Source organism: Actinacidiphila cocklensis (assembly GCF_907177275.1).
Taxonomy (GTDB): Bacteria; Actinomycetota; Actinomycetes; order Streptomycetales; family Streptomycetaceae; genus Actinacidiphila; species Actinacidiphila cocklensis.
In genome coordinates this window covers 21,032-35,188 of record NZ_CAJSLV010000078.1, presented here as the reverse complement: position 1 = coordinate 35,188, position 14,157 = coordinate 21,032, and the positions used below count along the sequence as shown (strand labels likewise).

Annotated in this window: 11 protein-coding genes; 5 read left to right on the top strand and 6 right to left on the bottom strand. The window is 72.3% G+C overall.

What is annotated here, in order from left to right; genetic code table 11:
* Nucleotides 1–15 precede the first annotated feature (15 nt).
* Both NFU81_RS28490 and NFU81_RS28485 read left to right on the top strand, forming a co-directional pair.
* Nucleotides 16–1,005: an aldo/keto reductase gene (locus NFU81_RS28490; RefSeq protein ID WP_251495885.1), complete on the top strand. Its 990-nt coding sequence runs from the start codon at nt 16–18 to the stop codon at nt 1,003–1,005.
* A 2-nt stretch (nt 1,006–1,007) separates the two neighbouring features.
* Nucleotides 1,008–1,838 carry an amidohydrolase family protein gene (locus NFU81_RS28485; protein WP_251495882.1) on the top strand — a complete coding sequence of 277 codons (831 nt, stop codon included), beginning with the start codon at nt 1,008–1,010 and terminating at the stop codon, nt 1,836–1,838.
* Between the two features lie 391 nt (nt 1,839–2,229).
* Here the strand turns inward: NFU81_RS28485 and NFU81_RS28480 are convergent, their stop codons facing one another.
* Entirely contained in the window at nt 2,230–2,901 is a 672-nt protein-coding gene (locus NFU81_RS28480; protein WP_251495879.1) for a FadR/GntR family transcriptional regulator, read from the bottom strand.
* A 99-nt stretch (nt 2,902–3,000) separates the two neighbouring features.
* On the bottom strand, nt 3,001–3,798 hold the full coding sequence (locus NFU81_RS28475; protein ID WP_251495877.1) for an AraC family transcriptional regulator: 798 nt from the start codon (nt 3,796–3,798) through the stop codon (nt 3,001–3,003).
* A 67-nt stretch (nt 3,799–3,865) separates the two neighbouring features.
* On the opposite strand from NFU81_RS28475, the gene NFU81_RS28470 reads away from it, so the two are divergent.
* Together NFU81_RS28470 and NFU81_RS28465 are read left to right on the top strand one after the other, a co-directional pair.
* On the top strand, nt 3,866–4,429 hold the full coding sequence (locus tag NFU81_RS28470; protein WP_251495874.1) for a TIGR03086 family metal-binding protein: 564 nt from the start codon (nt 3,866–3,868) through the stop codon (nt 4,427–4,429).
* Nucleotides 4,426–5,199 (top strand): hypothetical protein, encoded by a 774-nt coding sequence (locus NFU81_RS28465; protein WP_251495872.1) that lies wholly within the window; start codon nt 4,426–4,428, stop codon nt 5,197–5,199. Before NFU81_RS28470 ends, NFU81_RS28465 begins: the two co-directional genes overlap by 4 nt.
* Before the next feature lie 6 nt (nt 5,200–5,205).
* Here NFU81_RS28465 and NFU81_RS28460 read toward each other — a convergent pair whose 3' ends face one another.
* The 4 genes from NFU81_RS28460 to NFU81_RS28445 form a co-directional block, all read right to left on the bottom strand.
* Complete coding sequence (locus tag NFU81_RS28460; protein ID WP_251495869.1) at nt 5,206–6,816, bottom strand: glycerol-3-phosphate dehydrogenase/oxidase; 1,611 nt, start codon at nt 6,814–6,816, stop codon at nt 5,206–5,208.
* A 195-nt stretch (nt 6,817–7,011) separates the two neighbouring features.
* Entirely contained in the window at nt 7,012–8,568 is a 1,557-nt protein-coding gene (gene glpK, locus NFU81_RS28455) for a glycerol kinase GlpK (protein ID WP_251495867.1), read from the bottom strand.
* A 62-nt stretch (nt 8,569–8,630) separates the two neighbouring features.
* The gene (locus NFU81_RS28450; RefSeq protein ID WP_251495864.1) at nt 8,631–9,419 is read right to left on the bottom strand and encodes an MIP/aquaporin family protein; all 789 of its coding nucleotides are present in this window, start codon (nt 9,417–9,419) and stop codon (nt 8,631–8,633) included.
* 160 nt (nt 9,420–9,579) lie between these two features.
* On the bottom strand, nt 9,580–10,344 hold the full coding sequence (locus NFU81_RS28445) for an IclR family transcriptional regulator (protein ID WP_251495862.1): 765 nt from the start codon (nt 10,342–10,344) through the stop codon (nt 9,580–9,582).
* 239 nt (nt 10,345–10,583) lie between these two features.
* On the opposite strand from NFU81_RS28445, the gene metH reads away from it, so the two are divergent.
* Entirely contained in the window at nt 10,584–14,102 is a 3,519-nt protein-coding gene (metH, locus tag NFU81_RS28440; RefSeq protein ID WP_251495859.1) for a methionine synthase, read from the top strand.
* Nucleotides 14,103–14,157: the final 55 nt, after the last annotated feature.

Below are 14,157 nucleotides of genomic sequence, written 5' to 3'. Positions count from 1 at the left end.
AGGAAGACACCCCGTATGCCCGTACCTGCACTGCCCCGGCTCGGCCTCGGCTGCGCGCCGCTGGCCAATCTCTACCGCGCCATCACCGAGGAGGAGGCGGAGGCCACCGTGGCCGCCGCCTTCGACGCGGGGCGGCCCGTCACGTACCTCGACACCGCCCCGCACTACGGCCTGGGCCGCTCGGAGGAGCGGCTCGGCCGGGCGCTGGCCGGCCGGGACCGCGCGTCCTACGTGCTGTCCACCAAGGTCGGGCGCAGGCTGCGCGACCTGGAGCCGGGGGAGACGCCGGACGGCCAGGGCTTCACCGACGTCCCCGACCGGGCCAGGGTCTGGGACTTCACCGCCGACGGCATCCGCGCCACGCTGGAGGGCTCGCTGACGCGGCTCGGCGTGGACGCCGTCGACATCGTCTACCTGCACGACGTCGAGGACCACCTGCCCGAGGTGTACGCCACCGGCTTCCCCGCGCTCGCCGAGCTGCGCGACCAGGGGATGGTCAAGGCGATCGGCTTCGGCATGAACCACAGCGACGTCCTGGCCCGGCTCGTCGCCGACCTCGACGTCGACGTGGTGCTGTGCGCGGGCCGCTGGACCCTGCTGGAACGCACCGCCTACGACGACCTGCTGCCGGTGTGCGAGCGCCGCGGCACCAAGGTCGTCGTCGGCGGCGTCTACAACTCCGGGCTGCTGGCCGACCCCAGGCCCGGCGCGCACTACGACTACGCCGCGGCGCCGCAGGAACTGCTCGACCGGGCGCTCGACATGGCCGCGGTCTGCGGCGAGTTCGGCGTCCCGCTGCGGGCCGCGGCCCTGCGCTACCCCTTCGCGCACCCCAGCGTCGTCTCCGCCCTCGTCGGCGCGGCGAGCGCCGCGGAAGTGCGGGACAACACCGCGATGTTCGACCACGACATCCCCGACGCGATGTGGCACGCGCTGGTCGAGCGCGGCCTGCTCGACCCGGACGTGCCGCTGCCGCTCGCGGCGAGCCTCGCGGCGGGGGAATAGCGATGCGGATCGACGCGCACCACCATCTGTGGGACCTCACACGGCGGCCGCAGCCCTGGCTGACCGGCCCCGAACTCGACCCGATCGCCCGCAGTTTCGCACTGGCGGAACTCGAACCGCTGCTCGCGGAGCACGGCATCGACGCGACCGTCGTCGTGCAGTCCAGCTCGTCGCTGGACGAGACCCGCGAACTGCTCGCCCTCGCGGCCGAGTCCGGCGGCCGGATTGCCGGCGTCGTCGGCTGGGCCGACCTCACCGACCCCGCGCTCGCGGACGTCCTCGCCTCGCTGACCGGCCCGCTGGTCGGGATACGCCACCAGGTCCAGGACGAGCCCGACCCGTGGTGGCTGGCCCGCGCGGCCGTCCGCCGCGGCCTGGCCACGGTCGCCGCGGCAGGCCTCACCTACGACCTGCTGGTCACCCCGCGCGAGCTGCCCGCGGCGCTGGAGACGGCGGCGGCGCTGCCGGACCTGCGCTTCGTGCTCGACCACGCGGCCAAGCCGCACATCGCCTCCGGCGGGTGGGAGCCGTGGGCCGCGCAGATCGCCGCGCTGGCCGCGCTGCCCAACGTCACCTGCAAGCTGTCGGGGCTCGTGACCGAGGCGACGTGGTCCGGCTGGGAGCCGGCCGACCTTCTGCCGTATGCACGGCACGTGCTGGACGTCTTCGGACCCTCCCGGGTCCTCTTCGGCTCCGACTGGCCCGTCTGCACGCTTGCCGCCTCCTACGGCGAGGTGCTCGCCCTCGCGGAGGCCGCCTCCGCGGACCTCTCCCCCTCCGACCGCTCGTCCCTCTTCGGCGAAACCGCATCCCGCGTCTACGTCCTGCCGTAGCCGGCGGCCTTCCGGGCGGGTGCCCCTTGCGGTGGCGTCCCTTCTCTCCCGCCGTCGTGGCTGGTCGCGCAGTTCCCCGCGCCCCTTCAGGCCCTGCCCCCCTGCGGGGGGCGGTCGGCATTCCCGCCGTCGTGGCTGGTCGCGCAGTTCCGCCCCCAGAGCTTTCGCCTGGGGGCGGAACTGCGCGCGCAACCACGACGCACCGAAGGATGCGAGCCCGCCGCGAGGGGCAATCACCCAGGGGCGCGGGGAACTGCGCGACCAGCCGAAGAGGCGGGAAAGTTGCGACGCCACAGCAAGTGGCAACCACCCGGGGGCGCGGGGAACTGCGCGAACAGCCCACCACCGGGGGAAGGTCCCGCGGAGACGGGGTGCGCCCCGGGACGGGGGGCTACAGGGTCGAGCGGAGCCATTGCTCCACGCTGGCCACGTGGACGGTGGCCCACGACCGCGCAGCCTCGGCATCGCGATCCCTGAGCGCGCTCAGGATCGCCCGGTGCTCATGCAGCGTCCGCGACACCGCGTCCTCCTGCGTGAGCCCGCGCCAGACCCGCGCGCGGGTCGTCGGCCCGGACAGGCCGTCGAGCAGCGAGCACAGCACGGAATTGCCCGAGCCCGCCACGATCCCGCGGTGGAACTCCAGGTCGGAGGCGACCAGTTCCTCCACCGACGGCTGCGACCCCAGCGCGTCGAGCCTGCCCTCCAGGACGTCCAGCTCCTCCGCGGGGATGCGGAGCGCGGCCATCGCGGTGGCGGCCGGCTCCAGGATGCGGCGCACCCCGAGGAACTCCAGCACCGTGTCGTCGCGGTGGAAGTCCACCACGAAGCTCAGCGCCTCCAGCAGCAGTTGCGGGTCCAGGCTGGTGACGTACGTGCCGTCGCCCTGCCGTACGTCGAGGATGCGGATCAGGGACAGCGCCCGTACGGCCTCGCGCAGCGAGTTGCGCGACAGGCCCAGCTCGGCCGCCAGCTCGCTCTCCTTGGGGAGCCGGTCGCCGGGCCGGAGCGCCCCGGAGACGATCATCTCCTTGATCTTCTCGATGGCCTCGTCGGTGACCGCCATCTGGGCCTCCCCTTGTTCCGGTCCCGCAGCGCCGCCAGACCTCCGATGTATAGCCTCATTATGTGCCCGGGAGGCCCGATCACCTAACGAAACGGCAATTCAGCGACCCGCGTATCTGCCGGGCGGTGCGCCCACCGCGGCGGTGAAGTCCCGTGTCAGGTGCGCCTGGTCGGCGTAGCCGAGGTCCGCGGCGAGCGCCGCCCAGTCGATGCCGGCGCCCTCGTCGGCCCGGGCGGCGGCCTCGTGCAGCCGCGCCCTGCGCAGCACCCACTTGGGCGAGGCGCCGACGTAGTCCGCAAAGAGCCGCTGCAGCCGGCGTACCGGCATGTCCAGCTCGCGGGCCAGCTCGTCCACCCGGAAGAGCTGCGGGCTCGCGGTGATCGTCTCGACCAGCGCGGCGACCTCGGCGACCTGCGGGTCGAGCGGCAGCGCGGGCAGCAGGCCGAGCAGGAAGCGGTCGGCGTGCCCGGCCATCTCCGCCAGACCGTCCAGCGCCAGGACGCGCCGGCCCACCTCGGCCACCGCGTCCCCCAGGATGCCGGCGGCGGGCACGGCGCGGTCGGCGAGGCCGGCCACCGGGCCACCCGCGAAGGGCCGGAAGGCCCCCGGCCTGAACTTCACCCCGAGCACCTGCCCCGCGCCTTCGAGACGCCGTACGAACACCCCGCGCTGCACCCCGTAGACCAGCGGCCCCGCCGGCTCGAAGACCAGGTGCACGTTCGGGTGCGCGAGCACCTTCTGCTCGTACGGATCGCGCCCGCGCAGATCCCAGCGGGGGTTCCAGTAGAAGTCGACCAGCGCGGCGAGAGCGGGGTCCGGCGCCTGCTGCCGTACCTCGAGGAAGCCGGCTGCCGCGTCGGGGCGCAGCACACCGCGGCCCAGGCCGTGCCTGCTCATGGCCCCAGCCTATGCGGTGTCGTGTTTGTTCAAGACCGGAGGCGGGACGCTGCGTAGCGTCACCTGCATGAACTTCCACGCACAGATCGCCGACAGCGCGCAGGAGGCGGCCCGTATCGCCGCCGGGACCGGCCAGGACATGCTCGCGCGGCCCACCCCCTGCCCCGACTACGACACCCGCGCCCTGGCCAACCACCTGGTCGCCTACACCGGGATCGGCATGGAGCTGCGCGCCAGGCGCGAGCCGCACCCCGAGGACCTCGCCGCCCGGGACTTCACCGCGGACCCCCAGTGGGCGCGGCAGTACGCCGAGCAGCTGGACCGGTCGGTGGCCGCCTGGGCGGACCCGGCGGTGTGGGAGGGGGAGATCGCCGACATGCCGGCCGAGGGCATGGCGGCCATGCTCTTCCTCGAACTGTGCCTGCACGGCTGGGACCTGGCCAGGGCCACCGGGCAGGACTACCGCGTCGCCGACGCCACCGCGGCCAGACTGCTGGCCACGGTGCAGGAGTACGCGCAGATGTACCGCGACTACAAGGGCTTCGGCGAGCCCGTGGAGGTCCCCGCGGGCGCGGGCGACCTGGAAACCGCTGTCGCGCTGTCCGGCCGCGACCCATACTGGGCCGGATGATCCAACACGACCTCATAGCCCGGGTACGGCAGCTCTGCCAGGCGGACCAGGGCGTCCGGGCGGCCCTGACGTACGGCTCGTTCGCGGCCGGGCAGGGCGACGAGCACAGCGACGTCGAGTTCTGGCTGTTCTTCGACCCCGCCGCCCTTGCCGCGCTCGACCCGGCCGCCTGGTGCGCCCTGGTCGCCCCGGTGAACCTGGTGGTGCGCAACGAGTTCGGCACCCATGTCGCGTTCTTCCCCGGGCCGGTGCGCGGGGAGTTCCACTTCGCCACGACCGCCGACATCGCGTCGGTGGGGGAGTGGCCGGCCCGCGGCGCCGCGGTGGACGCGATGGTGGTGGTCGACCGGGACGGCCTGCTCACCCCGGTGCTCGCCGCGCTGCCCGACCGGCCGGCGATCCCCGCCGAGCCGGCGGAGATCGCCGACCTGTGCGGCAGGTTCGCCAACTGGCTGGTGCTCGCCGCGCACGTGACGGCCCGCGGTGAGCTGCTGCGGGCGCAGGACGCGCTCGGGCACGCCGCCCGCCACCTGCTGTGGATGGCCCGGCTCGCCGAGCGCAGTACGGAGCACTGGCTGACCCCCTCCCGGGGCGCCGAGGCCGAGCTGCCCGCCCGTACGGTCGCGGCCGTCGCCGCCGCGACGCCGGCGGCCCTGTGGCGCGAGGGCCGGGAGCGCTGGCTGACCCTGCTGGCGGCGACCGGCGGCGAACCGCCGGCCGCGCTCTTCGCGGAGCTCGACCGGCTGGCCGCGGCCGCCGGCGGGGCGTGAGGCCCGTCAGCGGCCCTCGGCCAGCAGCCGCTCGACCTCGGCCCTGATCTGCGGGGTGTCCAGGCCGCGGATCGTCAGGGTGGTACGCCGCCGCAGCACGTCGTCCACGCGCTGCGCCCATTCGTGGTCCCTGGCGTAGACGACCTGCGCCCAGATCTCCGGCGCGTCGGGGTGGATGCGGCGGGCCAGCGCCGGGTCCTCGGCGGCCAGCCGGGCGATCTCGAAGGCCAGCGAGCCATAGTGGCCCGCCAGGTGCCTGGCGGTGTCGGGCGCCATCCGCGGCCCCGGCAGGCCCCCGTCGGCCTGCAGCCGGTGGGCGACGGCACCTTGGCTGGCGAAGCCGGGCAGCGGCGCCCGGCGCGGCAGCGACGACATCGGCTCCATGTCGTCGGCGAGCGGCCGCCCGGGCAGTTCTGCCAGCTTGTTCATCACCGTACGGCCGATGTGCCGGAAGGTCGTCCACTTGCCTCCGGCGACCGACAGCATCCCGCCGCGGCCCTCGGTGACCACCGTCTCCCGCTTGGCCTTCGCGGTGTCGCCGGGACCGCCGGGCAGCACCCGCAGCCCGGCGAAGGAGTACGTGATCAGGTCGGGGGACAGCTGCTGGTCGCGGACGGAGAAGGCGGCCTCCTCCAGTATCTGGGCGGTGTCCGCCTCGGTGACCCGCACATCGGCCGGGTCGCCGTCGTAGACCTCGTCCGTGGTGCCCAGCAGCAGCATGTCCTCCCACGGCAGCGCGAAGGTGATGCGGTACTTGTCGATCGGGGTCGCCAGCGCGGCCCGCCAGGGCGCGGTGCGGCGCAGCACCAGGTGGGCGCCCTTGGACAGCCGGATCGACGGGTCGGCCGCCGCGTCCTCCATCCGGCGCAGCCGGTCCACCCAGGGGCCGGTGGCGTTGAGCACCAGCCGGGCGTCCACGCCGAAGTCCGTGCCGTCGAGCCGGTCCCGCAGGTCGGCGCCCGTGACCCGGCCGCGGGTGAAGCGCAGCCCGGTGACCTCGGCGTGGTTGAGCACGGTCGCGCCCGCGTCGACCGCGGCCCGCACCGTCATCAGGGCCATCCGGGCGTCGTTCATCTGCCCGTCCTCGTAGACCGCGACGGCCCGCAGGTTGTCCGTCCGCAGCTCGGGCACGTCGCGGGCGGCCTTCGCCGGGCTGATCACGTGGCCGACGCCGTCCCTGAAGGCGGACAGCGCCGAGTACGCGAAGACGCCCGCGCCGAGCTTTGCGGCGCCGTGCGGGCCGCCCTTGTAGACCGGCAGGTAGAACGTCAGGGGGTTGGACAGGTGCGGCGCGACGTCCCGGGAGACCGCGCGCCGCTCCAGGTGGTTCTCGGCGACCAGCCGCACCGCGCCGGTCTGCAGGTAGCGCAGCCCGCCGTGCAGCAGCTTGGAGGACGCCGAGGAGGTGGCGCCGGCGAAGTCGCCGGCGTCCACCATCGCCACCCGCAGACCCGACTGAGCGGCGTGCCAGGCGGTGGTGATGCCCAGGATGCCGCCGCCGATCACCAGCAGGTCGTACGTGGCCCTGCCGAGCAGGTCCCTGGTCTCGGCCCTGCCGGGGTTTGCGCCGGCAGTCGGTCGCGTCCCCGGTACGGGGGCGCTCTGCGGGGTGGTCATCGTTGCCTCAGCTCTCCTCTACCTCGGTCGGGCTTCCTCCTCGCGCCCTTCGCGGACGGCCTCGTTCCTCGGCCGGCCACTGCGGACGCTCGCTCGTCAGCCCTCCACTTCCTCGGTCGGGCTTCCTCCTCGCGCCCTGCGCGGACGGCCTCGTTCCTCGGCCGGCCACTGCGGACGCTCGCTCGTCAGCCCTGTTCAGCCTTCTTCGTCTTCGAGCCAGCCCATGGTCGCCTGAACGGCCTTGAGCCACTGCTTGTACTCCTTGTCGCGCTCGCCGGCGTCCATCTGCGGGGTCCACTCCGCAGCCCGCTTCCAGTTGGCCCGCAGCGCCTCGGTGTCCGGCCAGAAGCCGATCGCGAGGCCGGCCGCGTAGGCCGCGCCCAGACAGGTGGTCTCGGCGACCATCGGGCGCACCACGGGCACGTCGAGGAAGTCGGCGAGGGTCTGCATGAGCAGGTTGTTGGACGTCATGCCGCCGTCCACCTTGAGGGTGGTGACCTCGGTGCTGGAGTCCTTGAACATCGCGTCGGCGATCTCCCTGGTCTGCCAGGCGGTCGCCTCCAGCACGGCCCGGGCGATGTGCGCCTTGGTCACGTACCGGGTCAGGCCGGCGATCACCCCGCGCGCGTCGGAGCGCCAGTAGGGGGCGAACAGGCCGGAGAAGGCCGGTACGAAGTAGGCGCCGCCGTTGTCCTCCACCGAGGAGGCCAGCGTCTCGATCTCGGGCGCGCTGCTGATCAGGCCCATCTGGTCGCGCATCCACTGCACCAGCGCGCCGGTGACCGCGATGGAGCCCTCGAGGGCGTAGACCGGCTTGGCGTCGCCGATCCGGTAGCCGACGGTGGTGATCAGGCCGGCGTAGGAGTTCACCGGGGTCTCACCGGTGTTCATCAGCATGAACGTGCCGGTGCCGTACGTGGACTTCGCCTCGCCGACCGCGAAGCAGGTCTGGCCGAACAGCGCGGCCTGCTGGTCGCCGAGCGCGGAGGCCACCGGGACCGCGTCCAGGCCGCCGATGTCGGTGGTGCCGTAGACCTCGGAGGAGGACCTGATCTCCGGCAGGACGGCCATCGGGACGCCGATGGACTCGCAGATCTTCGCGTCCCACTGGAGCGTCTTGAGGTCCATCAGCAGGGTCCTGGAGGCGTTGGTGACGTCGGTGACGTGCTTGCCGCCGTTGACGCCGCCGGTGAGGTTCCAGATCACCCAGGAGTCCATGGTGCCGAAGAGGATGTCGCCGCGCTCGGCGCGCTCCCGCAGCCCGTCGACGTTGTCGAGCAGCCAGCGGACCTTCGGCCCGGCGAAGTACGACGCGAGCGGCAGGCCGGTCTGCCGCCGGAAGCGGTCCTGGCCGACGTTGCGGCCCAGCTCCCGGCACAGCGCGTCGGTGCGGGTGTCCTGCCAGACCAGCGCGTTGTGCACCGGCTGCCCGGTGTTCTTGTCCCACAGCATGGTGGTCTCGCGCTGGTTGGTGATGCCGATGGCCTTGACGTCACTGGGGGTGAAGCCGGCGATGTCCTGGCCGGCCTTGGTGATGGCGCTGGCGACCACCTCCTGGACGTTCGTCCAGATCTCGGACGCGTCGTGCTCGACCCAGCCCGGCTTGGGGAAGATCTGCTCGTGCTCCTTCTGGTCGACCGCGACGATCCGGCCGTCGCGGTCGAAGATGATGCAGCGGCTCGATGTGGTGCCCTGGTCGATCGCGGCGATGAAGGGTCCTGTGCCGTGGCTGCTGGTGGGAGTGTCGGTCATGGTGTGCTCCTCGTCGGGTCTGCGCTCGGTGGTCCGGGTGGCGAAGTGGGTCCCGTACGGCTCTATGTGAACGCGAGCCGGTACAGTCCGCCCGCTATAGCGGCGCCGGCCAGCGGGCCGACCACCGGGATCCATGCGTAGCCCCAGTCGGAGCCGCCCTTGTTCGGCAGCGGCAGCAGGCTGTGCACGATCCGCGGGCCGAGATCCCGGAACGGATTGATCGCGTAGCCGGTGGGTCCTCCGAGTGACAGACCGAGTCCGACGACGATCAGCGCGGTGAGCAGGATGCCCATTCCATTCTCCGCCAGACCGTCGGTCATGCCCTGCGTAAGGATGAAGAGCACCAGGACCGCGGTGGCGATGGCCTCGGTGAGCAGGTTCTGCACCGGGTTGCGGATCTCGGGTCCGGTGGAGAAGACCCCGAGCACCGGGCCGCCGGGCTGGGCCTTGTTGCCGGTCGCGGGGCCGGCGGGGTCGGCCTCCAGGCCCGCGACGACCTCCGGGTCGGTCAGATGGGCCTGGAACTGCCCCAGGTAGGCCACCCAGACCAGAAAGGCGCCGATGAGTGCGCCGATCAGCTGACCGATCAGGTAGTACGGCACCTTCGACCACTCACCGGTCTTGATCGCTATGCCCAGCGTGACCGCGGGGTTGAGATGCCCGCCGGAGTAGCCGTTGGCGATGTAGGCGCCGCCCAGAACGCCGAATCCCCAGCCGAAGGTGATCGCCAGCCAACCGGCGTCCCTGGCCTTGGACCGTTTGAGTGTCACGGCGGCGCAGACACCGCCGCCGAGCAGGATGAGCACGGCGGTACCGAAGATCTCGCCGATGACGATATGGCCGTTGGACACAGCGACTCCCTTGTCACAATCCGTCCGGTGTTCGACATTGTCGATCGCAGGACGAGAGTGTTCTCCCCTTGGGTTGCGCAGGTCAAGAGGGATGTGACCCAGACCTCGGAAGGGTCACCGGAGGCGGGAGGTGCAGAAGGGGTCGGCGGGGCCTGCGGGACTAGAAGCGCCCGGCACCCAGATCGCGGGAGACCGCACGGGCACAGTCGCGGACCGCCGCGACCAGGCGGGACTGGATGCCGTCCGGGTCGCAGACCCGCTCCACCGCACCGGTCACGCCCACCGCGCCCACCGGCATCCGCCGCCGGTCGTAGACGGGCGCGGCCACCGAGGCCACGCCGACCCAGGTCTCCTCCAGGTCCGAGCCCCAGCCGCGGGACCTGGTCAGGTCGAGCACCGACTCGAACTCGGCGGTGCCGGTCACCGTACGGTCGGTCAGCGCCGCCAGCTCACCCTCGGCGACCTCGTTGTGGGCCACCGGGTCGAAGGCCGAGAGCACCTTGCCGAGCGCGGTGCTGTGCAGCGGCTGCATCGCGCCGACCTCCAGCACCTGCCGCCCGTCGTCGGGCCGGAAGACGTGGTGCACGATGAGCACCCCGTGCTGGTGCAGCACGCCCAGATACGCCGCCTCGCCGCTGGACCTGGCCAGGTCGTCGGTCCACACCAGGGCGCGCGCCCGCAGCTCGTGCACGTCCAGGTAGCTGTTGCCCAGCCGCAGCAGCTCCGCGCCCAGCTGGTACTTCCCCGACACCGGCTCCTGCTCGACGAAGCCCTCCTGCTGCAGCGTGCGCAGGATGCCGTGCGCGGTGCCCTTGGCCAGCCCCAGCGAGGAGGCCACGTCCGACAGGCCCAGTCGCCGCTCGCCCCCGGCCAGCAGTCGCAGAACCGCGGCCGCGCGCTCCAGCGACTGGATCGAACCGGGCATCGCATGCACTCCAGGGGGCAGAAATATGGCCGGACTCTCCCCCACTCGCGGGGAAACGGGTGATGGTCGGCATTGTCGACCTTCATCATCGCAGAGATGAGTGTGGCACCACCCGTCCGCCCTTCGGAATGGCTTCGAGGCCGGGTGGCCCTGGCGGCTACTCTGGCCTGGTGCGCCTTCCGCCCTCCGTGGACGGACAACGCATAGCCGACAGCCGTCGCACCCCAGGGAGCAGTTCCATGGCCTCGCCGTCCCCTTCGTCCGCCGCACCTGCCGCCGCGAGCAACGCCCGCGCCGCCGCCCTGCGCCAGGCCCTCGCCACCCGCGTCGTCGTCGCCGACGGCGCCATGGGCACCATGCTCCAGGCGCAGGAACCCACGCTCGACGACTTCCAGCAGCTCGAAGGCTGCAACGAGATCCTCAACGTCACCCGTCCGGACGTCGTCCGGTCGGTCCACGAGGCGTACTTCTCGGCCGGCGTGGACACCGTCGAGACCAACACCTTCGGGGCCAACCACTCCGCGCTGGGCGAGTACGACATCCCCGAGCGGATCCACGAGCTGTCCGAGGCGGGCGCCCGCCTCGCCCGCGAGGTCGCCGACGGCTTCGCCGCCGACGGCCGCCCCCGCTGGGTGCTCGGCTCGATGGGCCCCGGCACCAAGCTGCCGACGCTCGGCCACATCCCGTACGCCGTGCTCCGCGACGGCTACGAGGCGAACGCCGCGGGCCTGATCGCCGGCGGCGCCGACGCGCTGCTGGTGGAGACCACCCAGGACCTGCTCCAGACCAAGGCGGCGGTGATCGCGGCCCACCGCGCGATGCGGTCGGCCGGGGTGAGCCTGCCGCTGATCTGCTCGGTGACCGTGGAGACCACGGGCACCATGCTGCTCGGCTCGGAGATCGGTGCCGCGCTCACCGCGCTGGAGCCGCTCGGCATCGACATGATCGGCCTCAACTGCGCCACCGGCCCCTCCGAGATGAGCGAGCACCTGCGCTATCTCGCCCACCACTCCCGTGTCCCGCTGTCCTGTATGCCCAACGCGGGCCTGCCGGTGCTCACCAAGGACGGCGCCCACTACCCGCTCACGCCCTCCGAACTGGCCGACGCCCACGAGGTGTTCGCCCGCGAGTACGGCCTCTCGCTGGTCGGCGGCTGCTGCGGCACCACGCCGGAGCACCTGCGGCAGCTGGTGGAGCGGGTCGGCGGCCAGGACCTGCACCCGCGCACCGCGCGCCCCGAGCCTGGCGCCGCCTCGCTCTACCAGACCGTCCCCTTCCGGCAGGACACGTCCTACCTGGCGATCGGCGAGCGGACCAACGCCAACGGGTCGAAGAAGTTCCGCGACGCGATGCTCGAAGGCCGCTGGGACGACTGCGTGGAGATGGCCCGCGACCAGATCCGCGAGGGCGCCCACCTGCTCGACCTGTGCGTGGACTACGTCGGCCGGGACGGCGCCGCCGACATGGCCGAGATCGCCGGACGCTTCGCCACCGCCTCCACGCTGCCGATCGTGCTGGACTCCACCGAGGTCCCGGTGCTGCAGGCGGGCCTGGAGAAGCTCGGCGGCCGCGCGGTGCTGAACTCGGTCAACTACGAGGACGGCGACGGCCCCGAGTCCCGGTTCGCCAAGGTGACCGCGCTGGCCCGCGAGCACGGCGCCGCGCTGATCGCGCTCACCATCGACGAGGAGGGCCAGGCCCGTACCGTCGAGAAGAAGGTCGCCATCGCCGAGCGGCTGATCGACGACCTCACCGGCAACCACGGCATCCACGAGTCGGACATCCTCATCGACTGCCTGACCTTCACCATCTGCACCGGCCAGGAGGAGTCCCGGGGCGACGGTGTGGCCACCATCGAGGCGATCCGCGAGCTGAAGCGCCGCCACCCCGAGGTGCAGACCACCCTCGGTCTGTCCAACATCTCCTTCGGCCTCAACCCGGCCGCCCGGGTCGTCCTCAACTCGGTCTTCCTGGACGAGTGCGTGAAGGCCGGCCTGGACTCGGCGATCGTGCACGCCAGCAAGATCCTGCCGATCGCCCGGCTGGACGAGGAGCAGGTCAAGACCGCACTCGACCTGGTCCACGACCGGCGTGCCGAGGGGTACGACCCGCTCCAGCGCCTGATGGAGCTGTTCGAGGGCGTCGACAACAAGTCGCTGAAGGAGGGCCGCGCCGAGGAGCTCCGCGCGCTGCCGCTGGAGGAGCGGTTGCAGCGCCGGATCATCGACGGCGAGAAGAACGGCCTGGAGGCGGACCTGGACGAGGCGCTGACCGGGCGCCCGGCCCTGGAGATCGTCAACGACACGCTACTGGCCGGCATGAAGGTGGTCGGCGAGCTGTTCGGCTCGGGGCAGATGCAGCTGCCGTTCGTGCTCCAGTCCGCCGAGGTCATGAAGATCGCGGTGGCCTACCTGGAACCGCACATGGAGAAGTCGGACGACGAGGGCAAGGGCACCATCGTGCTGGCCACCGTCCGCGGCGACGTCCACGACATCGGCAAGAACCTCGTGGACATCATCCTGTCCAACAACGGCTACACCGTCGTCAACCTCGGCATCAAGCAGCCGGTGTCGGCGATCCTGGAGGCGGCGCAGGAGCACCGGGCCGACGTCATCGGCATGTCGGGGCTGCTGGTGAAGTCCACGGTGATCATGAAGGAGAACCTGGAGGAGCTGAACCAGCGCGGCCTGTCCGCCGACTTCCCGGTGATCCTCGGCGGCGCCGCCCTGACCCGCGCCTACGTGGAGCAGGACCTGCACGAGATCTACGAGGGCGAGGTCCGCTACGCCCGCGACGCGTTCGAGGGCCTGCGGCTGATGGACGCTCTGATCGGCGTCAAGCGCGGCGTGGCCGGCGCGGCGCTGCCGGAGCTGAAGCAGCGCCGGGTGGCCAAGCGCGAGCGGCCCGAGCCGGAGGAGGAGGTCAACCTCGGCCAGGTCCGGTCCGACGTCGCCACCGACAACCCGGTGCCCACCCCGCCGTTCTGGGGCAGCCGGGTCGTCAAGGGCATCCAGCTCGCCGACTATTCCGCCTGGCTGGACGAGGGAGCCCTCTTCAAGGGCCAGTGGGGGCTGAAGCAGGCCCGCTCCACCGGGCCGACGTACGAGGAGCTGGTGGAGTCCGAGGGCCGGCCGCGGCTGCGCGGGCTGCTGACCCGGCTGCAGTCCGAGAGCCTGCTGGAGGCCGCGGTCACCTACGGCTACTTCCCGTGCGTGTCCAAGGGCGACGACCTGGTCGTGCTGCACGAGGACGGCACCGAGCGCACCCGCTTCACCTTCCCCCGGCAGCGCAGGGGGCGGCGGCTGTGCCTGGCGGACTTCTTCCGCTCCGAGGACTCGGGCCAGACCGACGTGGTGGGCTTCCAGGTGGTCACCGTCGGCAGCCGCATCTCGGACGCGGCCGCCGAGCTGTTCGCCGCGGACTCCTACCGGGACTACCTGGAGCTGCACGGCCTGTCGGTGCAGCTCGCCGAGGCGCTGGCCGAGTACTGGCACGCCAGGGTGCGCTCCGAGCTGGGCTACGCGGGCGAGGACCCGGCCGACGTGGAGGACATGTTCGCGCTGAAGTACCGCGGTGCGCGCTTCTCGCTGGGCTACGGGGCCTGCCCCGACCTGGAGGACCGGGCCAAGATCGCCGCGCTGCTGGAGCCGGAGCGGATCGGCGTGAAGCTGTCGGAGGAGTTCCAGCTGCACCCGGAGCAGTCCACCGACGCGATCGTCATCCACCACCCCGAGGCGAAGTACTTCAACGCCCGCTGACCGGGGCGGACGCCCGGTTCACCGGCCTGTCACCGGGCCGTCGCGCGCCCGTCGG